This is a genomic window from Streptomyces sp. NPDC104106, from assembly GCF_055584345.1.
In genome coordinates, this window is record NZ_JBVJMF010000018.1 from 36,462 (window position 1) to 58,559 (window position 22,098).

Sequence of the window (22,098 nt, forward strand, 5' to 3'; positions counted from 1 at the left end):
ATCGACCTCGTCACGGCCGAATACGGGTCCGCCGAAGCGCCCCGACGGGCAGTGACGACGGACGGTCTGGGCTGCCTGCTCCTGGCCAGGGTAGTGCGGCCGAGCTACGAATTCCTGCAGAGTTATCGGACCTCTGGGCTCTATCGCCACGCCAAGCAGGAGTTCGGCGCCGAGTCGTTCGGCAAGGTCCGCCAGGCAGGCGTCGCCCGGGGAATGATCCCCAGTCACCTGAAAACGGCCGAGAACTGCCTGGTGAAGGTCGCGTTCCGGACTGGCCGCGATCTGGACCGGCTCACCGCCGAGGACCTGATCGCCTACCACGAGTGGAGCAGAAGAACCTTCGCCAAGGCCCCGGCAGGGCTTCACGCCGCCTGGGACCTGATGCGCGACGCCAGCCTGCTGTCCGCGGCGTTGCCGTTGCGCCGGACCGTTGCACGGGGACAGCTTTCCACGGCGGCCATGGTGGACCGGTACAGCATCCAGTGCCGACCGGTGCGCGATGTGCTGGTCTCGCCGACACGATCCCTCTCGTCGCGCGCTACGACTACCACGAGCTGGTCACCGGCCCGCCGCTGCCCCACCTCTTCCAGCGCCGGATCGGCTGGAAACGCGACGTCATCAGCACGAACACCCTCTACCAGTTGCTCAACGACACCCTGGCCCGAGCTGCCCTCACCGACCAGACGGGCGAGCCCCTGCACTTCACGCCGCACGACTTCCGCAGGATCTTCGCGACCGAGGCCGTCGCTGGCGGACTGCCCGTCCATATCGCCGCTCGTTTGCTCGGCCATACCAGTACGAGCACCACGGAGGCGTACTTGGCCGTGTTCCGGGAGGACCTGATCCGCTCCTACCGGGCCTTTCTCGACCAGCGGCGAGCGACACGGCCCGCAGAGGAATATCGCGAACCCACGACGGACGAATGGCGCGAGTTCCAGGAACACTTCCACACCCGCAAGCTGGAGCTCGGCGACTGCGCAAGGCCCTATGGAACCCCGTGCCAGCATGAGCACTCGTGCCTGCGCTGCCCGATGCTACGGGTTTCCCCCAGGCAGCGGCCCCGGCTGATCGAGATCATCCGCAACCTGGCCGAGCGCATCGCAGAGGCGCGGACCAACGGTTGGCTCGGCGAAGTCCAAGGACTCCAAGTCAGCCTCACCAAGGCCAAGGAGAAGCTCGTTGCCCTCGACCGCACTCTGGAACGCAGCCGCAGCACCGGCCAGGGCGGTCCCACCGACCTCGGCATGCCCGTGATCACCAAGCCGCAGTGATGTCTCACCGAAGGCTGACACCCCGACTTCCCGGTTCCGGAAAGCAGCAGGTGGCGACCAGATTCGGGATTTCACTGTGGGCAAGGGGCGGCGCGCCGAAGCGCGCCAGGCAATGCCAGACCTTCTTGAGCGCCTGAGGGTCGTAACGGCCAGAGGAGGCGGCCTCGCCGATGATGCGAGGATCGAGGTTGCCGTTGGCCGCGATCTCGGCGCCCAGGTCGACGTACTCTTGTCCGCGGTAGTCCGGGTGGCGCCGCAGATGCTCCACGGTCAAGTGGTAGCCAGGGTGCCATTCGACAGGGCACGGAAGTCGGCGGGCATCGGCTTCTACAGGTGTCCCGCGATAGCTGGGATCCATGACCAGTGCCTCCACGTCACGGTCAAGCCTGACCGGCCCGTGGATCTGTGCCTCGATGTGACCGTCCAAGGCGTCCAGCGCGTCGGCCTCGGCCAAGTCGATCAGGGCAAACCGGCTCGCGACACCGAATGCCGAAGGATCGGTCGAGCTGTCCGGGTAGCAGAACGTCGCGCGTTCGAGGGTATGAGCAGCGAGCCTGAAGTGCGAGGAGCCGAACCGCGGCGCCCCGCCGACGGACGCGTGCCGGTAGTTCAACGCACCGTAGACCGGCCGCTCGTGAGCTGCGGCGCAGTCATAGACGCCACCGAAGATACGACTCTCCCAGCGCCACCGGTCACCCCCCGGAAACGCGGTCAGACCGCCGTTGCTGGTGCCGGTCACGAACTGCGACCGGTAGACGCCGTCCTCCGCCATCGTGAGAAGGATCGGACGCTCGCCCACCAAGCGGTCGGGATGGAAATTCATCGTCAACCGCAGCCGCGAATCGAGTGGGCGCCCGAGCGACAGGGACGCCACATGCCGCAGAGCCTTCTCCTGCAGCCACCAGGAACCCTCACTACCCATCCGCGCAGTGTGCACGAACGCCTTCCTGCACGGCACCCGGAATTTTGCGGCCTCACGCCACCAAGCCGTAGTCCGGATAATCGTCGGCCATGGCCTTCGAGGCGACCGCCGGGCGGCGCAGGAAGTCGGTGGCAACCCGCGCGGCCAGGGCTGAAAACGCATCTTGCAGAAGCGCTGGCGCAGGGGATGCCCGCCAAGGACGTCACTCGCCACTGCGAAGCTGCCCTGGCTGCCCTCAGCCCTCACACTCCGTCCGAGAACTGACAAGGACCTTGAAATGAGTGCCTTAACCGCGATCCAGTCCGCAGTGTCGATCTTCCTGGTCGCCGTGGCTTGGTGGATGCCCCGGGCCGTCAAACCCACGCTGCCCTTTGGCGTACGCATCCCCCACAGCCACGTCGACGACCCTGTCATCCCGCTGGAGACGCACCGCTACCAGCGCAGCGTCCTGGCCGGCGGAGGAGGCGTCGCCATCCTGGGGATCGCCCTCGCGCTCCTGCTGAAAACGCCCCTGTCCGTCACTTTGTCCACCATCGCCGTGCTCGCCGTGCTCGCAGGCTGCTACTACCGCTCCCACACCGCGCTGAGCAAGATCAAGGAAGAAGGCGACTGGTACGCCGACCGCACCCAGGGCGTCGTCGCCGACACCTCCTTGCGCACCGACCCCGTACGGCTGCGCGCGCGGTGGCTCGCTCCTGCCCTGGGCATCCTGGCCCTCACCGCCGTCGTCGGCATCCTGCGCTACCCTCACCTGCCCGCCCGCCTGACCACCCATTACGGCACCTCAGGCGCCGACCGCACCGATCCCACCTCGGCGGGCACGGCCTTTCAGACCGTCTACGTCCAGGCCGGCGTCACCGTCGTCGTCCTGCTGCTGACCCTGCTGGCCGCACAGGGCCGCCCCGAACTCGACGCGGCACAGCCCCGCACAACAGCCGAACAGCACCGCCTCTTCCTCACCCGAATGCTGCGCGGCACGGCACACTTCCTCACCGCGTTCAACCTCGGCATGCTCGCCTCGGCCCTGGCCCTGTGGGACCTCGCCCCCGCCGCCGTGATGCTCCCTCTGAGCCTGGTGCTGATCATCGCCGGAGCCGCCGTCCTCGTCATCTCCTGCCTGCGCGCCGGACAAGGCGGCACCCGCCTGCCCACCCACACCGCCGAGGCAGAGACCGAAACGACCCAGCGCGACGACGACCGTCACTGGAAAGCCGGCATGTTCTACGTCAACCCCAACGACAGCGCCGTACTCGTCCCCAAACGCTTCGGCATCGGCTGGACCCTCAACTTCGGCCGCCCCGCCGGCTGGGCAGCCCTGACCGCCGCGATCGCACTTCCCATAGGACTGCTGATCGCCTTCCGGCTGTAACCAGCTCCGAGGTGATGCTCACCCTCGCAGCCATTCCCCCCTGGGCGGTGCCGAGGATCTCGTCCCGGCCCTGACGGTGCACGGTGACTCTCCGGCCGCCCGTTCCTGCGGGCCGGTGCACGATGATCAATGCGCTGGTCACGCCTCCCAGCGTGTCCTTGACGCCATCGCGGGGCGAGCCGGCCGGGCCGGTCTGGGAGTGTCGCCGCCCCAGTCCCAGCGGGTCGGGTCGCCGGGGCGCGGGTCGTACAGCGTCCGCCCGTCGGGGCTGAACTGTCCCAGCTCGGTCTGGAGGGATACGCCAGTGTCGACTTCCGTCTGCGTCCAGCCAGTGATGTCGAGCAACAGGCCGTCCAGCGGGCCGCCGACCAGCTCGGCGTAGTGCCGGTCTGGCCGCGGGCCCGGGTGGTCGTAGTCGGCGCCGTAGACCCGGCGGCGCAGCAGCTGCTCGTCATCACGGTCCATGCGTTCAGCCTTGCAGCCACCACTGACAGCGCGGGCCTGTCCGTGTCAGCTGCGGAGGCGCGAGAGCCAGGTGCCGCCGGCCATCTGCTCGGGCACAGCCTGGTCCTGATGCTCGGGCTCGGTGCGCTCGGCTTGGCATTCGGTCGTGATGGCGCACTGCTTGCAGTCATCGCACAGGTGCGAACGAGTCCTCCCGAGGGTGCCCCACCCGGCGGACTCGATGACCTTCCACCGTTCGTCGGTGAACCTGGTGCCGCAGTCGGCGCATACGGGACGTCGGGCCTCCCGCTCGGCCCGCTGCTGCTCGGCCGCGCGGCGCAGCTGCTCCTTGTACTCTCGCTCGCGGACTTCGTACTCGGCCTGCTGGCGGGCGTCGTGGGCCTCGCGGCGCGGGTTGCCGATCGCCTCCAGGAGCGTCTGGTTGTGCGGGCGGCCGAAGCGCCGGAAGATCGCCCCGGCCGGGCTGTGCTCACGGGAGGTCCTGTGCCTGTGCTGCCATCATGGCTGACCGAACTGCTGTGGTGACGGCTGTGGTGTTGGCGGCATCCCGGCGGTGGCTGCGGGCGTCGGCGCGTCGTAGCTGGGAGTGGCTGCTCGAAGGGCGGCGGTCAGGTAGCGGTGAACGATCTCCAGTTCGCCGGGGGTGAAGTCCTCGGCCATCTGGACTAGGTTGGCGATGAGCGGGCCGAAGAAGGACCGACCCAGCTCCACGGCTTTCTGCTCCACCGTCAAGACGACGCGTCGTCGGTCGTTTTCATCGCGCCTGCGGCAGACGAGCCCCAGGCGCTCCAGCCGGTCGAGCAGGGCAGTGATGCCGGGCGAGTTGAGCCGCAGCGCCGCACCGAGTCGTCCCGGAGTGACGTCGGTGCCCGCCCGGTCGGCGTCGAGCAGATGGATGAGGGCCCGCAGATCGGTGGGGTGCAGGCCATTTCGCGCCGCGAACTCGGCGCCGCGCAGATCGAGTTCCACGGTCACTGCGCGCAGTAGATGGACCAGCCGCATCGCGGGGTTGATGTCATCACTCACCGGGTGAGTATCTCGCCGAGCGAGATACTTGGTCAACGAGACGATTCCCCGGGGGGTTCACCGTGTCCTCATCCCAAGAGTTCTTCGCCGCTTACGATGCACTGCTCGCCCGCTGGCCGACCGGTACCGCCGAGATCGACGTTCCCACCCCGTACGGGACCACCCGTGTCCACGCCTACGGCCCCGCTGACGCCATTCCGGTCCTCCTTCTACACGGCGGCGGTTCCACCGGCGCGGTCTGGTTCGCCAATGCCCCAGCTCTTGGCACGCACCACCGGGTGCTGGCCGTCGACATCCTGGGCGATGCCGGACACAGCATCCCCGGCGGGCGCCCGCTGCGCACAACCACCGACCTGATGGCCTGGTTGGACGCGCTGCTCGACGGCCTCGCCGTGTCCCGCACGCACCTACTGGGCCACTCCTACGGGGGCTGGATCGCCCTGACCTATGCCCTGCACGCCGCGCGGCGGGTCGATCGGCTGGTACTCCTCGACCCGACCCAGTGCTTCGCCAACTTCCGCCCGGGTTTCCTGCTGTGCTCGCTGCCGATACTGCTCCGCCCGACGCAAGCCCGCGCACGCGCCTACCTGGACCGCGAGACCCTGGGGACCGACACAGACTTGAGCTGGAAGCGGCTCTATGCCTTGGCGGTCTCGAGCTTCGCGAACCGGAAACTGGTCGTCGGCCGCCGCCCGGACCCCACAGCACTGAGCGTTCCGCTCCTCGTCCTTCTCGCCGGCCGCAGCAACGCCCACGACGCCGCCAAAGTCGCACCCTGCGCCCGCAAAGCCGTTCCGGACGCCCGGATCGAGATCCTCCCCGAACTCACCCACTTCGCCATGCCCACCGCCATGCCCACCCAGACGAACCACCGCATCACCGACTTCCTGGCAGACAAACAGAAGAGGTAAGCCGCCCCAGGGTGCGGTTTGATGGAGATCAAACGGTTCGGCCTGCGCTGAGGCCATTCAGCAGCTCGGTCCATACTGCGGGGGAAGGTGCGTGGTCGTTCACGGTCGGCGCCGGGGGCGTCCCAGATCGCTGTTACACCACTCGACGGGACACCATCCCATGCGAAGTAGGCCGAGCGCCGTTCCCCAGTGGGATCGAATCCTTGCCGGAGAGTGCTCGGCGCTGTCGCAGGGTGCTGTTTCGCCTGATCAGCGTGCTGCGGCGTTGTGCCCCATCCCGCTCATGACACCTCGTGTCGGACCGTCCGCTCACGCATCGCGCACGCATGGGAGGGGCCGAACTTGCTGCTGGGCCCCTTGGACCGTGCCCTGCACTCGCGCCGGGACCGGAAGGGAGGGGGGCGCGAATCCGGGAGCCGATTCGAGGTGTCTTGGCGTGACCTTCGTACTCGGGGGCGCTACGGAAGTGTGGTGCGGTGTCAGCCTTGCGATCAACATGGCCCTCCCGCACTCTGGGTAATGCTGGGCTGCATCGGCGCGGCTGACGCCGTCCCGTGCACGTCATCGCTGACGAGGTTGTTCGACTCCAGGCGCAGTCGCGCATTCCCCACCGCGGCCGACTTCACGTGCAGCATCACCTCTCACATTTGCTCACTTGCGCGATTGTGCAACTATTCGGGCCGCTTCTTCGTCTCACTGGTAGCAGTCGGGGCGACTCTCGGAACCAGCCGCGTCGCCCCGCGTCGAGATGAGCGAGAGCGAGCGTATGCGCCATCAGCAGGAACGCATCACCGGCGCCATCGGTGCGCAGGAGCGGCACAACACTGTGACGCACGGTCGGGTGATCCCGCGGGGCCGGGAGGGCGAGCGGACGCCGTCGGTCGGCGCTCCCGGTGCACGACGCTCGCAACGGGACGGGGGTGGCGCCCGCCCTGTGCGGGGGCCCGGGGCGGGCGCCATCGCGGCGATGCTGTTGGGGCCGTTGCTCCTGGGGGACGGTGTGGATGCCCTGGTCGGCCGGGGGCCCGGCTGGGGTGTGGCGGTCGGGGCGACGGCGGGGGCCCTGCTCGCGGCCTTGGCGGCGGTGCGCCGCCGCAGTCTGGGAATGGTGGCACCGCTGCCGGTCGTTGCCGTGGCCATTGTCACGGCGGGGGCGGTGCTGACGTCGCACGGTCCGCTGGCCACGCGGCTGGTGCGGTGGGCCGTGGCGGTGTTCCCGGCGATGGCCGCGGCGGAGTGTGCGGTGGCCGTGGTGGCGCTGGCGGCAGTCGGGCTCCGGTCCGGGATGAAGGGGAGGAGCCGTGCCTGAGAACAGGCGACACCGTCCGCGCCCGGCGGCCGTCCGGCGTGGGCGGCTGGCTCCCTGGCTTTTTGTGCTGCGTGCGGCGACGTGGCTGGTTTCGGCGGCTCTGCTGCTCGGCTGCGGTGCGACCTGGTACGCCTACAAGTCCCTTACGCATGGCCTCACCACCTCCGACGCGCTCGACGCGGTCCGCGGCAAGGCGCCCCGGCACCTGGACAACTCGGTCAACCTGCTGCTCGTAGGTCTCGACTCGCGCAAGGACATGAACGGCAACGACCTGCCACGGCAGTTCGTGCAGACCGAACTGCACGCCGGGTCGAGCGACATCGGCTACTACAACACCAACACCTTGATCCTCATGCACATCCCCGCGAATGGCGGCAAGGTGCAGGCGTTCTCCATCCCACGCGACGACTACGTGCAGACGCTGAACGGAGACGGCTCGGTCCAGGGCCACTTCAAGATCAAAGAGGCGTACGCCAACGCGTACACCACCGCGCACGACAAGTACGCCGCACAGGGCGTCAAGGGCGCGGACCTGGAAGCGAAGAGTCGCGAGGCCGGACGGGAGGCGACGCTCGCGACGGTGCAGCAGTTCACCGGTGTGGCCATCGACCACTTCGCCGAGGTGAATCTCCTCGGCTTCTACGACATCGCCAAGGTTCTGCAGCCCATCACGGTGTGCCTCAAGCACCCGGTCAAGGACCGTTATTCGGGTGCTGACTTCCCGGCCGGCGTGCAGCGGCTGAACGCCCGTCAGGCGCTGGCGTTCGTGCGGCAGCGGCACGGGCTGGACGCCGGGGACCTGGACCGTACGCGCCGGCAGCAGGCGTTCATCTCCACGGTCACACATCAGCTAAAGACCGAGGGCGTCTGGGGCAGCCCGTCCAAGCTTCAGGGGCTGTTCGATGTCGTGAAGAAGGACGTCGTTCTGGACAGCAGCTGGAACGTGCTCGACTTCGCCCAGCAGGCCCCTGACCTCACCGGCGGCAACGTCGTGTTCCACACCCTGCCCATCGAGGGCTTCGGCATCCGCAATCGCGAGGACGTCAACCTCGTGGATCCGGAGAAGATCAAGTCGATCGTGCAGCAGGCCTTCGGAGCGGCCGCTGCCCCGTCCCCCGCGGCCTCCGACACCACTGCGGCCGCACCCGCCACCGTGGATGTCCTCAACGGCAACGGCGGTCGGGGACTCGCTTCCGAGGCGCTGTCCTCTCTGGTCGAACTCGGCTACACGGCTGGTACGACGGGCAACACCGCCACGCAGCCTGCGACCACCGTCCGCTACGGCGCCGGAGCACAGCAGGCGGCCCAGCAGATCGCCGCCCGACTGCACGCCGGCACAGCCATTTCCAGTCCCGCAGCGCCTGCGGGCCACGTCGTCGTGACCCTCGGCGAGGCGTACACGCCCCCCGGCCAGGCAGCCCACACCTCGACGGCAAACGCTTCCGCGTCGAGCACGGCAACAGCGGACGACTCCGGCCCGGCCGTGAAGGCGGGCGGTGTGCCGTGCGTCAACTGACGCGGTCCACACCTCCACGCTAGACACATTCACAAATCAGGGCAGAAGTGTTTTTTCCGTGTCCCGGTGATGGCCGTTCTACTTGCGATAAGCGCGCAGCAGGACCACAGCGGCCACCGCGACACCTACCATCACGACGACGAGGACGATCCGGAGTCCTGCGCCCGCCAGGAGCGGCGCGGCGCGGCCATCTCGTGAAACTGGCTCATCGTAAGTACCTACAGCCTTTCAGGTCGCAGTGCACTGCTCGTGTTCTGTGTATGGCGGTTCGGGGTCAGGTCGCGTCGTCGTAGCCGTTCGTCCCGGCCGGGTCTGTGCTCGACGGGTGTGGCAGCGGGCGGCTTCTTGCCACCGGCTCCACCTCCCCGATGTCCTGCGGGGTCAGGTCCAGTTCGGACGCCTCGTCGTCATCCGGGCCCGCGGGCTCGCGTCGGGCCCGGCGGCGGTCGTTGAGCACGGAGAAGAGGACCGCGGCGAAGTACAGCAGCCAGATCGGCGCGGCGAGCGCCAGCATGGTGAGCGGGTCGGTGCTGGGCGTGGCGACGGCGGCGAAGACGGTGATGCCCACGATCATCCCGCGCGACCAGCCGAGCATGCGCCGGCCGGAGAGGATGCCGGTGAGGTTGAGCATGACCAGCAGCAGCGGCATCTCGAAGGCGATACCGAAGACGACGACCATGCGGGTGACCAGGTCCAGAAGCTCGTCGAGGGGCAGCAGGTTGTCGATGCCGTGCGGGGTGAAGTCGATGAAGACCTTGGCGGTCTTGGGCAGTACCTCGTACGCGAGGAAGGCGCCGCCCAGGAAGAGGGGGACGCCGGCTCCGACGAAGACGTAGGCGTATTTCCTCTCGTGCCGGTGCAGGCCGGGCGCGACGAAGGCCCAGAGCTGATAGAGCCAGATCGGCGCGGCAAGTACGACGCCGGCCATGAGGGAGACCTTCAGGGCCAGCGTGAAGGGGGCGAGGAGACCGCTACCGGGGTCCCAGTAGGAACGGAACAAAGAACCGGCGTAGCTGTCAAAACTTCTGACAAGGCGTGAGCGGGCCTGCCAGGGTGGGGCGTGTGAGCGACGACCCGACGATCGGCTTCCTGAAGGCGGACGTGGCGCGGTTCTGTGCCGGTCTGGATGAGCTGGCTCCGGCGATCCGGCTGCGGCTGGTCGTCCAGCTGCGTGCCGCGCTGGCCGAGGTGACGGATGCGGCTCTGGATGAGGGGATGGCCGCGGCGAAGGCGGAGGGGTGGGGGCTGCGGCAGATCGGTGCCCAGGTGGGTCTGTCACACGAGAAGGTCCGCTACCGGCTCGCCCAGCACGCGGGCAAGGACGAGCCGGCCGGAGACGCTCTCTAGATCGTGGTGGAGGCCGTTTCGGGCTTGGCCGTCGAGCGGAGCTGTCCGCTCTGGACCTCGACTGGCAGGGCGAAGCTGTAGCGGCCGTGGAAGTTGATGTGGGCGAACTTCAGCGGTGAGAGCCGGGCGACGTCCTCGTCACGGACGTGGATGCCCTCGGCGCGCATCTCTTCGATGATCTTCTGGAAGTAGACCGTGTTCCACAGGACGACGATGTTGAGCATCAGTCCCAGTGCTCCGAGCTGGTCTTCCTGGCCTTCCCTGTATGCCTGCCTGAGTTCGCCCTTCTGCCCGTGGAAGATCTTCCGGGCGAGTTCGTGGCGGGATTCCTGCCGGTTGAGCTGGGTGTTGACCCGGCGCCGCAGAAGTTCGTCGGTGAAGTAGGAGGACAGGTAGGCGCTGCGGTCGAGGCGGCCGAGTTCCATGACGGCCTTGCCGGTGGGGGTGGGCTTGCCGCCGGGGGCGAGGACGCGCAGGGCCTCGGAGGCTTTGATAGTGCCGGAGTGCAGGGAGCCGGCGAGGCGGAGCATTTCGTCCCAGTGGGTGGTGATCTGCTTGAGGTTGATCTTGTCTCGGGTGACGGGGTTGAGCGGGCCGTAGTCGGCATCGGGGTCGGCGCGATAGAGGGTGGCGCTGCCGACGTCGGCCAGGCGCGGGGAGAACTGGTAGCCCATGAGGCGGAAGAGGCCGAAGACGATCTCGCTGGCGCCGTGGGTGTCGGAGGTGATCTCGACCGGGCGGAGGGCGGTCTCCTGTTCAAGCAGGCCGTCGAGGATGTAGAAGGAGTCGCGCTGGGTGCCGGGGATCAGGATGCCGTGCAGGCCGCTGAACTGGTCCGAGAGGAAGTTGTAGAACGTCACCCCGCGCCGACGGGTGCCGAAGTATTTCGGGTTCGGTCCGGAGTTGAGGGTGCGGATCGGGGTGATGAAGCGCAGTCCGTCGGCGGAGGCCAGCTCGCCGCCGCCCCATGCCTGCACCAGGGGCAGGCGCATGTGGTATTCGACCAGGCGGGCGTTGGCCGCGGACAGGGTCTGGGCGCGTACGTAGTTCTGCTCGACCCAGAACAGCCGGTCGCGGCTGAGCGCGTCGACGCCGTCGTGGACGATCGGCTCGATGCCGACGTTGGTGGCCTCACTGGTGAGGACCGCTGCCACGGACAGCTCAAGGTCGTCCATGCGGGAATTGGCCTCGGAGACGTGGGTGAAGTCGGACAGGTAGGGCACCCAGGAGTTGACCTCCAGCACGATCTCGGGCAGGTCGACGGCGGGCATCCTGGCCTCGACCTCCTTGTTCAGCTCGACCAGGGAGGCGGGTTCGTCCAGGCGGTCCAGGCCGGTGAGGATGATGCGGTCACGGCCGCCTTGCTGCTCGATGCGTACGGCGGGGTTGGCGGCCAGGCCGTCGGCGAACTCCCGGTGGGCCTTGTCAAGCCGGTCGGTCCAGGTCTTGAGGATCTTGCCGGGGTTGGGGTCGAGGTCGAGTTCCTCGCAGACCCTGGTGCGGGCCGCCTCCCAGGCCGCGTCTTTCAGCAGGCGGGCGTTGGGATCGCCCCACTTGCGCAGGCCCGGCACGAACACCTCGTGCCGGTGCAGCGCGGACCGCAGGGCCTCGGTGGACGCGACGATCAGCGCGCGCTTCTCCACGCTGCCCACGGGCATCGGCGGGGGCGGGAAGACCAGGCGCCGCCAGGCGGAGGTGAGGACCTTGGCAGGGACCTCCCACGCCTGGATCGGGCGGCGCCGGCCCTTGAGAGACTTCACGAAGTCGATCGCTTCCAGGACCGGCTCGCCGGCCGGGCTCGCCTCGAACGTGAACGTCTTGAGCAGGCCGGGCAGGAAGCGGGCGATAGTGTTGTAGCGGGCGGCGAGCATCTGCTCGGCGCCGTCGTCGGGCTGCTGGGCCAGCAGCTTGACGGTGTCGGCCGCCGCGTGGACAGGGCCGACGTCCATGGCGTCGAGCGTGGCGCGCAGATCGCCCTCGGGGTCCGCGGCGGTGGCGCAGATGGCGAGCCAGGCTTTGCGCAGCTCGATCGCGGCGGCGTCCAGGTCCTTGAGGGTGCGCAGCCGCTGCTTGGTCATCTTGAAACGGTGCAGCCAGCGGCGCACCGTCTTCTGACCACACCGCAGCTCGTCGGCGATCTGCGGGACCAGCCACCCGTCCCAGCTCAGCTCCACCATCCGGCACCGCTCCACCACATCCTTCGGCGCCTTTCTGGCCGATGCCAGGCGGTGGACCACCGCTTGCTCGCCCTCGTCACGTCCCGGCCGTGCCCTTAGCACCATGACCCAGCACCCGCCCCCGAGCACCCGCAACTGCCCCGCTACCAGCAGCTATACCCACCGAAAGGGGAATCCAGCAGTAGTACAGGTAGTACCTATGTGCGGGTTGTAGATCCTTCCCCCTGAGGGCAGAGCTCGGCCCGGGACCAGCCGAGGGCCGCATGTGACGGGACGGCAGCGGCAAGGCGATCCGCGCCTCCGACTGTCCTCTGACAGGCGATCTTGACCGATTGCCAAGTGATCTCGACCGGTCGGAAGGAAGCTGGCGGCTCAGGTGTAGACGTTGCGGCCGTACTTCTCACGGCTCACTTGGAAGCCGTCCGGCCGCTCGCGGCGGAGCTCCTCGTACCGCACTCCGAAGAGGTCGATCGCCTCCTTGAGCGTGCAACCGGACGCATCCATGATCACCTTGAGTGCCAGGACGATCCGATGGTCGAGGATGTGGCGGTCCACGCTCTCGGGCAGCTCATTCATGGGCTGACCGTACCGAGAGGCATTCGACCCCGCCGGTCGATATCACCTGGCAAACGGTCAAGATCACCTGGCAGAGGACACCGACCATCCAAAGCGCTGAACGGCGCTGTGATCGCCGTTGCGGGCCTTGATCGTCGCCTTGGCAGCCCGGAGGGCCTCAGAACGCCGCAGACGGCCGTACGGGGCCGGGAAGGATCATGTACGCCGAACGCTCGCGGGTCGTTGTCACAGGCGAGTGCAGATGATCGGGCCCTGTCCTGCGAGCTCTGCTCTCAGGGGAAGGATCTACAACCCGCACATAGGTACTACCTGTCCTAACCACTATTGGGGTGCAAGACCGCCGTCGTGCCGTAGGCGCATGGCGAGCGTCTCGCAGCACGTCAGGGATGTCGTCGCCACCCCGAGGTCCGCGGCTTCTGCCCGTATCCCCGATGCTCAGCCTCCCCCCGAGCACGGGCTGCGGTAAGGCACGCCGGGGGCGTACTTGTTCCACTGAGAGGTGGTGATCGGCGTTCTCAACGTGAAGGAGCACAAGGTGTCGGCGACCTTGGCCGGCTCGGTGTCGTAGAAGGTGACAGAGTCGAATGCGGCGACCGCGATCGTGCTGCCCGATGGGGAGAACGTTGCGGTGAGCTGATCCCCTGTCGCATCCGTGGGTTCGAGGGTAGCCAGGAGCGTGGGAGGCGACGAGGGCTGGGTCCTCCACAACTGCACCTCTGGCTGCTCATTGCTTCCGTCGGCCAGCAGCCTGTCGTTTGCTGAGAAGACGAAGTTGCTGGTGCCGCGCAACGTACTGATAGTGCCGAGGACGCGCGGGTGCGCAGGGTCGTCGGCGTCCCAGACGGTGGCGGTGTTGTCGCTGGTGCCGGCGGCCACCAAGAGCCGGCCGTCGTCGCTGAGCCCCATGGTCGAGCTGACGGCTCCGGGAAGGGCGACGGTGCTGCGCGGGCGGCCGTCGACGAGGACGAACAGGGACAGCGGCGCTCCGGAGCCGACGACTCCGGGCGTGGCGGCGACCACTCCGGTTGCTGCCGCGATGAGGCTGCCTTTGTCCGCCCGCGGCAGAGCCGAAGTGGCACTGCGGACTGGGTGGTCGGGGTTGTTGACGTTCCACCAGCTGATGCCGGAGCCGGTGAGGATGCAGGCGGTGTGGTTGTTCACCAGTCCGGCTATGTCCGAGGTGGGGTCGGGCAGCGGGATCGAACCCGCTCGTTCGGCGTGCAGGGCGCTGGTGACACGCCACAGCACCAGCCGGTCGTGGCTCTGGACCGCGACGAGGCCGCCGGCTTGGTCGGTGGTGACGCCGGGCGTGAGGATGACGGGGCCCAGACCGGAGGGTTCGGTGGGGAAGTCGACGGAACCCAGCGATGCGGTTTCGGCCGGATGGTGCGTGTCGTGCAGGTCCCAGAGTTGCACCGCGCCGTTGTGTGCGACGGTCAGAAGTGCCTTCGGCGCGAGGAACGTCACCATCTGCGCGCGGTCCGACAGTTTGAGGATGGCGTCGAGGACGGGATCGCCCGCCGCGGAGGCGTCCCAGATGCCGAGCGGTGGCGGGGACGTACGAGAACCGGTGTCGCGCGGCGCCGCGATCAGATCCCCGTCGGGACTCATGCTCCACACATCACGGCCGGTGATCGCCATACCGGCCGCCTGCGCCAGAGGCCGGCGCCACAATCGGAGCTTGCCGTCCTGACCGCCGGAAAGGATCTCGCCGCCCGCGGTGTAGGCCACGGTGAAGGTGTCGAACCCCGTCGAAGCGCAGTCGGTCCGTACCGTGTCCTGGAGGTTGGCGGGGGTCAGTCTCACCTGGCACAGGGCGCTCTTGGGGTCGTCGGTGCCGACGCCGCCGTAGACGAGCCGGCTGCCGTCCGGGCTGAAGGCCACACTTTCGAGGTCACCTGGCGCGATCCCGGTAATGACCTCGACGGACTTCGGGTGGGCCGGATCGTCCATCTTCCACAGCCCGAGGCTGGCGTCTCCGGCGGCAGCCATCATGCGGCCGTCAGGGCTGAACGCCACGCTCTGGAAGCCGGGGGAGAGGGAGGCGAGCTTCTTCGGCCTGGTGGGGTCGGCGACGTTCCATACCTGCGTCGCGCCCCGCTGATTGGTCTGTGCCAGCAGGTGGCCCCGAGGGGCGAAGGCGACCCCCGCGAGGAGGGCCTCTGAAGCGGGATCGGGCAGGACGGCCCGTATCCGCGGGTGCGCTGGGTCGGCGATCGTCCACAGCAGCGTGAAGCCCTGCTCGGCCGCGGCCGCCAGCAGCGATCCGTCAGGGCTGACGGCCATGGCGGAGAGCTGCATCTTCCGGCCGGACAGCCGCGCGGGGACCGGCAGCTTCGCCCCCGCCCGAGGATGACGGGGATCCGTCAGGTCCCACAGACACAACGCCTTGCCGGTGGCGGCGCAGTGGCCGGCGAGCAGCCTCCCGCCGGGTGCGAGTGCGATGGCCGAGCCGCCGGCCGGGATGGTGGACTCAAGGACGGGCGCGCGGGGGTTGGCGAGATTCCAGATCCGTACCGACGCGTTCGCATCGCTGTCCGCGGCCAGAGGGCCGTCGGGCTGCGTGGCGATGCGCAGGACGGGGCTCCCACTGGCGAGCACGCCGTCCACGGGCGTGCCGAGTGAGCTGTAGAGCTGGTCGGTCGCCTCCCGCGTGGGAGCGGATCGGTAGGCTGCGACGGCGAGTTGGGCGGCCAACCCCGGATCGGTGGACCGGACCGCCTCGGCGTCGGCGGCGAGATTGGTGGAGTGCACCACGGCTGCCTTCCGCGCCGCCTGCTCTCCCTCCCGCACGGATCTCCGTTCGGCGATCACGCCCAGGACGGAGGCCAGCAGGGCGAAGACGACGAGCACTGAGGTGACCGCCCACAGGCTCCGGCGCTTGCGGCGGGCCGCCCGCTGATCCCGCAGACCCTGGTCCAGGAACGCGCGGGCGGCCGGGCCGAGGGCCTTTCCGGCACGCTCGTAGTCGCGTGCGGCACGGACGGCGGTCTCCAGACGGTGACCGCGGTAGAGATCGCTGGCCCTGCGCCCGGCCTGATCCCACGCGCGGGCGGCATCGGACAATTGCTGAAGGGCGAGCAGGCCGGCGCGGTCCTCGTCGATCCACGCACACAGGCGTGCCCACGCGTACAGGAGCGCCTCATGGGCGATCTCGACGCCCTCCTCATCCACCGTGACCAGCCGGGCCGCGGCCAGCGCGTGCAACACCCGTACGGCGGCGTCTCGTTCGCCGGGCTCGGCCAGGTCGTCGAGGGAGAGCCTGCGCCGGGTGTCCTCCACGCCCTCGCCGATGTGCACCATGCGCAGCAGCAGACCGCGCACCAGCGCCTGCTCCTCGGCGGGCATCGCCGTGTACGCCTTCTCCGCGGTGGTCGAGATCGCGTCGTCGATGCCGCCGGTGGCGCGGTATCCGGCAAGGGTGAGCAGCGTGCCGCTGCGTTGCTGCCAAGTGGCCAGCAACGCATGGGACAGCAGCGGCAGCACGGGAGAGCGCACACCCTGCCGCCGTACGCCGGCCTCGCGCAGCAGGGTGTCGGCCAGCCCCTCCTCCAGGCGCAGTCCCGCAACGCGGGCGGGCTGCTCGATCACCGCCAGCAGATCTTCCGCCCCGAGCGGGCCGACCACGACCTGTTGCTTCTCCAGCGCCGTCACGAGCGCGGGATAGCGGGTGCACGCTTCGTAGAAGTCGGCCCGTAGAGCGATCACGACGGTGGTCTGACCGTCGGCCAGAGCGGTGAGTTCGCGTACGAAGCGCTCCCGGTCCTCCTCCGTCGCGCCCGCGGTGAACATTTCTTCGAACTGGTCGACCAGCAGCACGGCCGACTCACCCTCCGTCAGCGCATCGGCGTACCGGGCGAGCGCACGCAGCGGATCGGCGCCGGGCTTCATGGCGGCGATGTGCCGATCACCGCCGAGTTCCTCGAGGGCGGGTACGACCCCGGCGCGCAGCAAGGACGTCTTGCCGCTGCCCGAGGCCCCGACCACGACGATCAGACCGCCACCATGGATGCGCGTGACCAGGTCCTTGACCACCTTGTGCCGCCCGAAGAAGTAGCGGGCGTCCTCGGGGCCGAACGCCTCCAGTCCCCGGAAGGGGCACGGTACGTCATCCGGCTCATCGGCTGCCGCGACGGACAGCTCCGCCGGCGCGGGCACGGAACGCGGACGGTAGGCGGGGTTGTGGGCGATGACCAGCTCGCCCGCCCGGTCACTGCTGTGCCGCCGGGGACGCGGAGCGCCTTCCTCGGGCAGGATCCGGGCCAGGTAGCGGTAGGCGTGGTCGAGCGTCAGCTCCTGCGGGCCGGCAGGGTCGCCGTCCCGCAGCAACTGGATCAGCCCGCCGGTGAACGCGGTGTACGCCGCCCCCGGACGGGCCAGCCCGAGTTCCTCGCGGGCGGTCGAGGTGAGCAGGAACCCTCCCCGCACCAGGCTCTGCTCGAAGACGGCGTCCAGCGCCGGAGGCCCCAGCGGGGTCAGCGCCCGGCCGGAGAAGCAGCAGTCCAGTAACACGGCGACGGAGCGCGCTCTGCTGGCGCGGATGGTCTCCCGTAACGCCTCGTACCGCAGCGCCTTCCAGGACAGGCCCTCCACCAGATCGTCGGTGGCACAGGTGGCCAGGCACAGCCCCTCGTCGCCGCCCACCAGCCCATGGCCGATGAAATGGACCAGCAGGGTGTCGTCCGCCTCCTGTGCCGCCTGCCGGACAGCGTTGCCGAACTCCAGCGGGCTCGGCGGATCCAGCAGGACGCGCAGATTGGCCTGCGGCACCCCGATTCGCTGGTGCAGGACGCCCGCCAGGTCCGTCAACGACGGTTCGACCGCGCGGATGCCGGGCACCCGCGCACCCTCCGGATACCGGCCCGTCCCGACGAGTAGGACACGTGAACCCGGCCGTGCCAGCGCCACGGGCCGTAACCCGCCCCCAGCGTCCTCAGTGCTCGGAAGCGTCATCAAGGACTCCGTCGCCCCGCACATCCCGCTCGGCCGCGTCGGGCCAAGCCGCCTCGGCCAACTGCGCCACCTGGGCGCGCAGCTGGTCCGCGTCCAACGCGCGCACACGGTCCGCGCGCAGCTCGATCCGGCTTCCGTCACGCCGCGACAGGCGGACCGTGACACTTCCCGTACGCCGACGCAGCCAGGCGACGAGCACGCTGGCCATGGCCGTCGCGACCCCGCCGGAGCCGAGGGTCACCACCAGGTGCTCCAACTCCCCGCCGAGGGCCCCTTCGGGGACCGGCCCGACCTCCCTGCGCACGCATCCGCGCAGGCCGTCCTCCTCGTCCATCCAGCGGGCGAGATCGGCCGCCGCCGTCACGTCCCCGTCCACGGACAACGTGACGATGCCCACCCTCGACCCACCGCACCGTACGGTCCTGGCCATGTCACCCGCCATGAAGGCACCCCCGTTCTCAACGTCCTTGGCCTTCCGATCACCCGCCCCGGAGACGCGGACGACCAGTGTGGGCGACGAGCCCCCAGCCTTCAAGGACCCCAACGAGCTACTCCTTCCGACCAGATGGCCGGGCTGGTGTTCGGCAATCGGTAGAAGGCGTGGGTGCTGTCCGCGCCGCTCCCGGTCCTGGAACACCGGCCCCAACGGACGAGCGGTGTAGTGCAGGGCCCCCACCTGGTGCAGGTCGCCGGCCTGACGGACCGCATGGTCAAGGGCCGCCAGGAGATGCCGGATGGACACGGCTTCAGCGTCTTCGACACGCGGGTCGAGGAGTATCACCGGGGGAGCGAAGATCATGCGTAGGCGCTCGGCCTCGTCCTGGACTGTGCGTTTCCCGCCAGGCGTGGCGCCAGCGGGAGCAGCAGGAGTGTGCTGTACGGCGAGCCAGCCTTGCTGCACGAGCAGCCCCTGTGTGCCGACCGAATCGTGCGAATGCTGCGCTGCCTTCGGAGCCACCATGCAGCAGCCGTGCAGCACGACCTGGAGCGCGAGCAGCAGGAGGGCAGCGGGCGGCTGCTACACCTCGATGAAGGCCACGACCACCACGGTGCGAAGCGCTGCGACCCAGTACAGGAGGCGTACGCGCTCGACGTCGTCGGCGTACTCGCGCAGCTGGGGGCCGGCGGTGTCGCCGGGGATCGGCTCGCCGACGTCTGGGTCGACGGAGACGACGACCAGGGCGCGGTCCAGGGCGTGGATCTCCGCCTCGCTGGTGATGTTCTCCAGCTGCTTGGCGGCGGAGTCGGAGAACGCGATCCGGGCGCGGCGCGGGCCGTGCTGCGGGGCCATCAGGCGACGGCCGGGCGCTGGGAGGCGAGGCGGGCGAGGTGGGCCTCGCGTAGCTCCTCCCACGGGGTGCACTGCTCGGGATCGGGCAGGCCGTTGGCGGCGATGTCCTCCAGAACGGCGGCGAACCGGTCGGCGTCGGCGCGGGTCTTGGCCGCGTACGCGCGGACCGCGTCGGCGGCCGCGGGCTCCAGCTGCTGCCGGGCGGTGTCGGCGGCGGGGGCCGGCTGTTCGCTCATCGAGGGCTCCGTAAGGCGCGGAACGGTCGGGTCTCACCAAGGTATCGCCGGGCGGAACGGCCAGGGACCACTCCGGCAGAATCCGGCAGCGGCTGCGGAACGTAGTCGGGCTGGGAGAGGTGTCACGCTGATCGGCGAGAGGCCCAAAATTGGGGGTCAGCCCCGTGGTTCCGGGCCGGATCGGCAGCGTGACACCCCAGCGTGACAGCTGGATCAGGGGTCCGTGACACTCCAGCGCGACAGCATGACAGTCACCCTCGGTGATCAGGGGTGCCCCGGGCCGGAGGCCGGTCAGTCCTCTTCCGGGCCATCCTGTACCAGGTCTCGGTACGCCTGGCGCATTGCGTCCAACGCGGCGTAGCGCGCCACGATCGCGTTCATCTCCAACGCGCCAGCTGCTGCGCGCTATCGGACAGTTCCTCACCGCTGTATAGGACGGTTCCGTGGGCGAAGGCCCGGAGCCTGTCCGAGAGCCCCAGCAGGGCACCGGACAGGTCCGACGTGCGCAGGTCGATCTGTTCGTACTTCAGGTGCAGGGTGTTGTCGGCCACGTTCTCAGGATGTCGTCGGTGTGCCGGGCGCGGCGGGCGATTCCCAGAACGCGTCCGGGAGCGGGTGGCCGTCCGAACTCTGCGCTATGAGCGGGCGCGGGCGAGGAACACGGCGAGGTCACCAGCGGCCTCGGGCTCAGTGGTGGCGAGCCGCGCCGCGAACGCCAGCTGGTCGATGTCGGCGCCGGGGACCAGGCGGGTGAGTTCGGCGAGCAGCGCGGCGTGCGCGAGGACCGGCGGGGGGAGAAGGCCGACGGCGGCCTCGCGGGCGGCCGGGTCGCGGTAGTGCCCGAGGTGCGCGGCGAGCGCGTGGGCGAGCCAGGCGTCGACGTCGGCCTGCACGTAGCCGCCCGCACGGCGGGTGAGTTCGTCGCGGACGGCTTCGTCCCCGTCGCGGGGCTCGGTCGGCTCCAGCGTGCCCATCTCGCGCAGCGCCTGGAGCTCATCGACGCGGGCCGCGATCCGCGCGGCCTCGCGGTGCTCGGTTTCCCGGGCGGCGGCGGCCGCGGCTTCGGCGGCGAGCTCGGCCTGGACGACGTCGTCGGCGTCCGGGTCGTACACGGTGCCAGGCGCCGCGTCGGCGAGCAGCTGCGCGATGCGCACCCACTCCGCGAGTTCCGCAGGGCCGCGGACGTCGTCCGCCAGGTCCTCATACCTGGAGTCCTGCCGTGCGTCGAACCGGGCATCCTCGAGGGCCGCTGCGAAGGCGCTGGCGTCCATCCCCTTCGCCCGGCGCCGTACGCCGCGGCGGCCGATGCGGGCGGGGTCGACCGGCTCCCGGGGCGCGGCGACGCGCGGGGCGAGCGGACGGCGCGCAGTGCGCCGGGGCGGCCAGGGCGTGGTCATCATCGGCCTCGTATCCGTGGTGCAGATTCGGAGCGGGCCGCCGACACAGCGCTGTACGACGGCCCGCGAATATGGTTTATAGCAGGCTGTTAATTCGGCCGGATCAGAACTGGAAATCTATGCACTGGACGTGTGTCAAATCCGCGCGCAGGCCATCGGCCCGGGTGCCCCATTCCGTGAAATACGACTCGGTGATGGCCTCCGCGACGATCGGATGCAGATCCTCCTCCGTCGCTCCGGCCTCCTGGAGCTCCAGGATCTGCTTCACGTAGGTGGGCGAGATCGGGGTGGTGATGGTGCGGATGCGGCCGTCGTCCGAGCTGCCCGAGCACGTGAACCCGAAGTATCGCCGTCACCCCACCATCATCCCGTCTGGACGTGGAAGCCTGTTCGCGTGCACGGGCCCTGACCTGCGGTTGCCACTCGGACTCGGTCGCCTCCACCAGAGCGGCCTGGAGCCGCTTCTGTGGCTTCTTCAGCTTCCCGGCGCGGTAGCGCTCGATCGTTCGAGTCGAGGTGCCTACACGCTCCGCCAGGCTCCGCGCTGACTCCTTCATCCGCGTGAGGAGGAATTTCACCTGTGCATTTGCGGACTTCGGCGCGGGCCGTGTGAAGACCTTCAACGACCCGGACCGCCACGGCGACGCCGTCGCACACTGGGCCCTCGCCGACTCCTGGCACCCACCCAGCCAACCCCTGTCGACCTACATGCCCGGCCGGGTCCGTTGCACCCTCCCGGGCATCGCCGCGAACCGGTTTGCCCGGCACGAGAAGAGCGCACTCTGGTTCAGCCGAAGCCGCCGTAACCAGGGCCTGACGCTGCTCTTCCACGGTCACCTCAAGCCCGTCCTCCTCCGGGACAAGGAACCCCAGTACGTGAAGTGGGAAGGCACCCTCTGGCACAGCCGACGCACCGACCACCAGATGAAGGAACAGGCCGAGAAGAGACGCCGCGCACTCGAAGGTTCATCATCGCCGCCCATACCCAACTCCGGCTCCTCCGCGCGGCCGCCGCGGACCTCCGGCATCCCTGGGAGAAGCCTGCTGAGCCCGGCCGCCCGCCTTACCCCGGCCCAGGCCGACCCGTCGGGTCCAAGAACAGATGGCCCGCCACCAGGCACGACGTCGGCAAAACCGTGAAACGGGCTGACACCTTCGGAGAGCACGTTCGGTTGAAGACTTAAAGATCAAGCTCAGGGCTGGACGTGCCGGTACGGCCCCGCGCGATGCCGGTGTGTGCCGCGTGTCTGCACTGTGCCGGACTCGGGCCGAGCCCCAAGTGGGGTTCGGCCCGTCGGAGCGGCAGATCAGCGTCCGCTGATCCAAAGTGAG

Annotated in this window: 20 protein-coding genes and 2 pseudogenes; 9 read left to right on the forward strand and 13 right to left on the reverse strand. The window is 69.2% G+C overall.

Annotated features, from left to right (window positions below):
- Positions 1 to 482 precede the first annotated feature (482 nt).
- On the forward strand, positions 483 to 1,271 hold the full coding sequence (locus tag ACZ60X_RS33155) for a tyrosine-type recombinase/integrase (protein WP_469606470.1): 789 nt from the start codon (positions 483 to 485) through the stop codon (positions 1,269 to 1,271).
- 4 nt (positions 1,272 to 1,275) lie between these two features.
- Here the strand turns inward: ACZ60X_RS33155 and ACZ60X_RS33160 are convergent, their stop codons facing one another.
- The gene (locus ACZ60X_RS33160) at positions 1,276 to 2,193 is read right to left on the reverse strand and encodes a DUF3626 domain-containing protein (protein WP_469606473.1); all 918 of its coding nucleotides are present in this window, start codon (positions 2,191 to 2,193) and stop codon (positions 1,276 to 1,278) included.
- Positions 2,194 to 2,470: 277 nt separating this feature from the next.
- Between ACZ60X_RS33160 and ACZ60X_RS33165 the strand changes: the two genes are divergently transcribed.
- Positions 2,471 to 3,562 carry a DUF1648 domain-containing protein gene (locus tag ACZ60X_RS33165; RefSeq protein WP_469606475.1) on the forward strand — a complete coding sequence of 364 codons (1,092 nt, stop codon included), beginning with the start codon at positions 2,471 to 2,473 and terminating at the stop codon, positions 3,560 to 3,562.
- A 138-nt stretch (positions 3,563 to 3,700) separates the two neighbouring features.
- Here the strand turns inward: ACZ60X_RS33165 and ACZ60X_RS33170 are convergent, their stop codons facing one another.
- Positions 3,701 to 4,027: a hypothetical protein gene (locus ACZ60X_RS33170; RefSeq protein ID WP_469606478.1), complete on the reverse strand. Its 327-nt coding sequence runs from the start codon at positions 4,025 to 4,027 to the stop codon at positions 3,701 to 3,703.
- A gap of 108 nt (positions 4,028 to 4,135) precedes the next feature.
- Between ACZ60X_RS33170 and ACZ60X_RS33175 the strand changes: the two genes are divergently transcribed.
- Entirely contained in the window at positions 4,136 to 4,552 is a 417-nt protein-coding gene (locus ACZ60X_RS33175) for a hypothetical protein (protein ID WP_469606480.1), read from the forward strand.
- Here the strand turns inward: ACZ60X_RS33175 and ACZ60X_RS33180 are convergent.
- On the reverse strand, positions 4,526 to 5,029 hold the full coding sequence (locus ACZ60X_RS33180; protein WP_469606803.1) for a MarR family winged helix-turn-helix transcriptional regulator: 504 nt from the start codon (positions 5,027 to 5,029) through the stop codon (positions 4,526 to 4,528). The two genes, ACZ60X_RS33175 and ACZ60X_RS33180, sit on opposite strands and share 27 nt — an antisense overlap.
- A gap of 86 nt (positions 5,030 to 5,115) precedes the next feature.
- Here ACZ60X_RS33180 and ACZ60X_RS33185 point away from each other — a divergent pair, with 86 nt between their 5' ends.
- The 4 genes from ACZ60X_RS33185 (at position 5,116) to ACZ60X_RS33200 (ending at position 8,987) form a co-directional block, all read left to right on the forward strand.
- Positions 5,116 to 5,964, forward strand: a complete 849-nt coding sequence (locus ACZ60X_RS33185; RefSeq protein ID WP_469606482.1) for an alpha/beta fold hydrolase — start codon at positions 5,116 to 5,118, stop codon at positions 5,962 to 5,964.
- Positions 5,965 to 6,712: 748 nt separating this feature from the next.
- Positions 6,713 to 7,273 carry a hypothetical protein gene (locus tag ACZ60X_RS33190; RefSeq protein ID WP_469606485.1) on the forward strand — a complete coding sequence of 187 codons (561 nt, stop codon included), beginning with the start codon at positions 6,713 to 6,715 and terminating at the stop codon, positions 7,271 to 7,273.
- Positions 7,266 to 8,789 (forward strand): LCP family protein, encoded by a 1,524-nt coding sequence (locus tag ACZ60X_RS33195; RefSeq protein ID WP_469606488.1) that lies wholly within the window; start codon positions 7,266 to 7,268, stop codon positions 8,787 to 8,789. The genes ACZ60X_RS33190 and ACZ60X_RS33195 overlap by 8 nt, the downstream gene beginning before the upstream one ends.
- Positions 8,790 to 8,858: 69 nt before the next feature.
- On the forward strand, positions 8,859 to 8,987 hold the full coding sequence (locus ACZ60X_RS33200) for a hypothetical protein (protein WP_469606491.1): 129 nt from the start codon (positions 8,859 to 8,861) through the stop codon (positions 8,985 to 8,987).
- Between the two features lie 76 nt (positions 8,988 to 9,063).
- Here ACZ60X_RS33200 and tatC read toward each other — a convergent pair.
- A pseudogene (gene tatC, locus ACZ60X_RS33205) lies at positions 9,064 to 9,762 on the reverse strand (twin-arginine translocase subunit TatC); the annotation flags it as partial.
- A gap of 89 nt (positions 9,763 to 9,851) precedes the next feature.
- Between tatC and ACZ60X_RS33210 the strand changes: the two are divergent.
- Entirely contained in the window at positions 9,852 to 10,136 is a 285-nt protein-coding gene (locus ACZ60X_RS33210) for a hypothetical protein (RefSeq protein ID WP_469606493.1), read from the forward strand.
- Here ACZ60X_RS33210 and ACZ60X_RS33215 read toward each other — a convergent pair.
- From ACZ60X_RS33215 to ACZ60X_RS33255, 9 genes are all read right to left on the reverse strand, one after another.
- Positions 10,133 to 12,418, reverse strand: coding sequence for a Tn3 family transposase (locus ACZ60X_RS33215; RefSeq protein ID WP_469606497.1), 2,286 nt, complete (start codon positions 12,416 to 12,418; stop codon positions 10,133 to 10,135). The genes ACZ60X_RS33210 and ACZ60X_RS33215 overlap by 4 nt on opposite strands.
- Positions 12,419 to 12,685: 267 nt before the next feature.
- On the reverse strand, positions 12,686 to 12,889 hold the full coding sequence (locus tag ACZ60X_RS33220; RefSeq protein ID WP_469606499.1) for a hypothetical protein: 204 nt from the start codon (positions 12,887 to 12,889) through the stop codon (positions 12,686 to 12,688).
- Positions 12,890 to 13,324: 435 nt separating this feature from the next.
- A complete protein-coding gene (locus tag ACZ60X_RS33225; protein WP_469606501.1) occupies positions 13,325 to 17,866 on the reverse strand; it encodes a caspase, EACC1-associated type in 4,542 nt (1,513 codons plus the stop codon).
- Complete coding sequence (locus ACZ60X_RS33230) at positions 17,823 to 18,239, reverse strand: effector-associated constant component EACC1 (protein WP_469606503.1); 417 nt, start codon at positions 18,237 to 18,239, stop codon at positions 17,823 to 17,825. The genes ACZ60X_RS33225 and ACZ60X_RS33230 overlap by 44 nt, the downstream gene beginning before the upstream one ends.
- Before the next feature lie 621 nt (positions 18,240 to 18,860).
- Entirely contained in the window at positions 18,861 to 19,133 is a 273-nt protein-coding gene (locus tag ACZ60X_RS33235; RefSeq protein WP_469606506.1) for a hypothetical protein, read from the reverse strand.
- Positions 19,133 to 19,369, reverse strand: a complete 237-nt coding sequence (locus ACZ60X_RS33240; protein WP_469606509.1) for a hypothetical protein — start codon at positions 19,367 to 19,369, stop codon at positions 19,133 to 19,135. The genes ACZ60X_RS33235 and ACZ60X_RS33240 overlap by 1 nt, the downstream gene beginning before the upstream one ends.
- 377 nt (positions 19,370 to 19,746) lie before the next feature.
- Positions 19,747 to 19,920: a hypothetical protein gene (locus tag ACZ60X_RS33245; protein ID WP_469606511.1), complete on the reverse strand. Its 174-nt coding sequence runs from the start codon at positions 19,918 to 19,920 to the stop codon at positions 19,747 to 19,749.
- An 84-nt stretch (positions 19,921 to 20,004) separates the two neighbouring features.
- On the reverse strand, positions 20,005 to 20,766 hold the full coding sequence (locus ACZ60X_RS33250) for a hypothetical protein (protein WP_469606806.1): 762 nt from the start codon (positions 20,764 to 20,766) through the stop codon (positions 20,005 to 20,007).
- Between the two features lie 103 nt (positions 20,767 to 20,869).
- Positions 20,870 to 21,034, reverse strand: a complete 165-nt coding sequence (locus ACZ60X_RS33255; protein WP_469606514.1) for a hypothetical protein — start codon at positions 21,032 to 21,034, stop codon at positions 20,870 to 20,872.
- A gap of 673 nt (positions 21,035 to 21,707) precedes the next feature.
- Here ACZ60X_RS33255 and ACZ60X_RS33260 point away from each other — a divergent pair.
- Positions 21,708 to 21,950 (forward strand): annotated as a pseudogene (locus ACZ60X_RS33260) (NF041680 family putative transposase); the annotation flags it as partial.
- Positions 21,951 to 22,098 lie beyond the last annotated feature (148 nt).

Excerpts from the sequence above, each read along its gene's own strand:
- ACZ60X_RS33160 (WP_469606473.1), bottom strand. The coding sequence starts at position 2,193 with ATGGGTAGTGAGGGTTCCTGGTGGCTGCAGGAGAAGGCTCTGCGGCAT.
- ACZ60X_RS33165 (WP_469606475.1), top strand. The coding sequence starts at position 2,471 with ATGAGTGCCTTAACCGCGATCCAGTCCGCAGTGTCGATCTTCCTGGTC.
- ACZ60X_RS33170 (WP_469606478.1), bottom strand. The coding sequence starts at position 4,027 with ATGGACCGTGATGACGAGCAGCTGCTGCGCCGCCGGGTCTACGGCGCC.
- ACZ60X_RS33175 (WP_469606480.1), top strand. The coding sequence starts at position 4,136 with ATGCTCGGGCTCGGTGCGCTCGGCTTGGCATTCGGTCGTGATGGCGCA.
- ACZ60X_RS33180 (WP_469606803.1), bottom strand. The coding sequence starts at position 5,029 with ATGCGGCTGGTCCATCTACTGCGCGCAGTGACCGTGGAACTCGATCTG.
- ACZ60X_RS33190 (WP_469606485.1), top strand. The coding sequence starts at position 6,713 with ATGAGCGAGAGCGAGCGTATGCGCCATCAGCAGGAACGCATCACCGGC.
- ACZ60X_RS33200 (WP_469606491.1), top strand. The coding sequence starts at position 8,859 with ATGGCCGTTCTACTTGCGATAAGCGCGCAGCAGGACCACAGCGGCCAC.
- ACZ60X_RS33215 (WP_469606497.1), bottom strand. The coding sequence starts at position 12,418 with ATGGTGCTAAGGGCACGGCCGGGACGTGACGAGGGCGAGCAAGCGGTG.
- ACZ60X_RS33220 (WP_469606499.1), bottom strand. The coding sequence starts at position 12,889 with ATGAATGAGCTGCCCGAGAGCGTGGACCGCCACATCCTCGACCATCGG.
- ACZ60X_RS33225 (WP_469606501.1), bottom strand. The coding sequence starts at position 17,866 with ATGTGCGGGGCGACGGAGTCCTTGATGACGCTTCCGAGCACTGAGGAC.
- ACZ60X_RS33235 (WP_469606506.1), bottom strand. The coding sequence starts at position 19,133 with ATGGCCCCGCAGCACGGCCCGCGCCGCGCCCGGATCGCGTTCTCCGAC.
- ACZ60X_RS33240 (WP_469606509.1), bottom strand. The coding sequence starts at position 19,369 with ATGAGCGAACAGCCGGCCCCCGCCGCCGACACCGCCCGGCAGCAGCTG.
- ACZ60X_RS33250 (WP_469606806.1), bottom strand. The coding sequence starts at position 20,766 with ATGACCACGCCCTGGCCGCCCCGGCGCACTGCGCGCCGTCCGCTCGCC.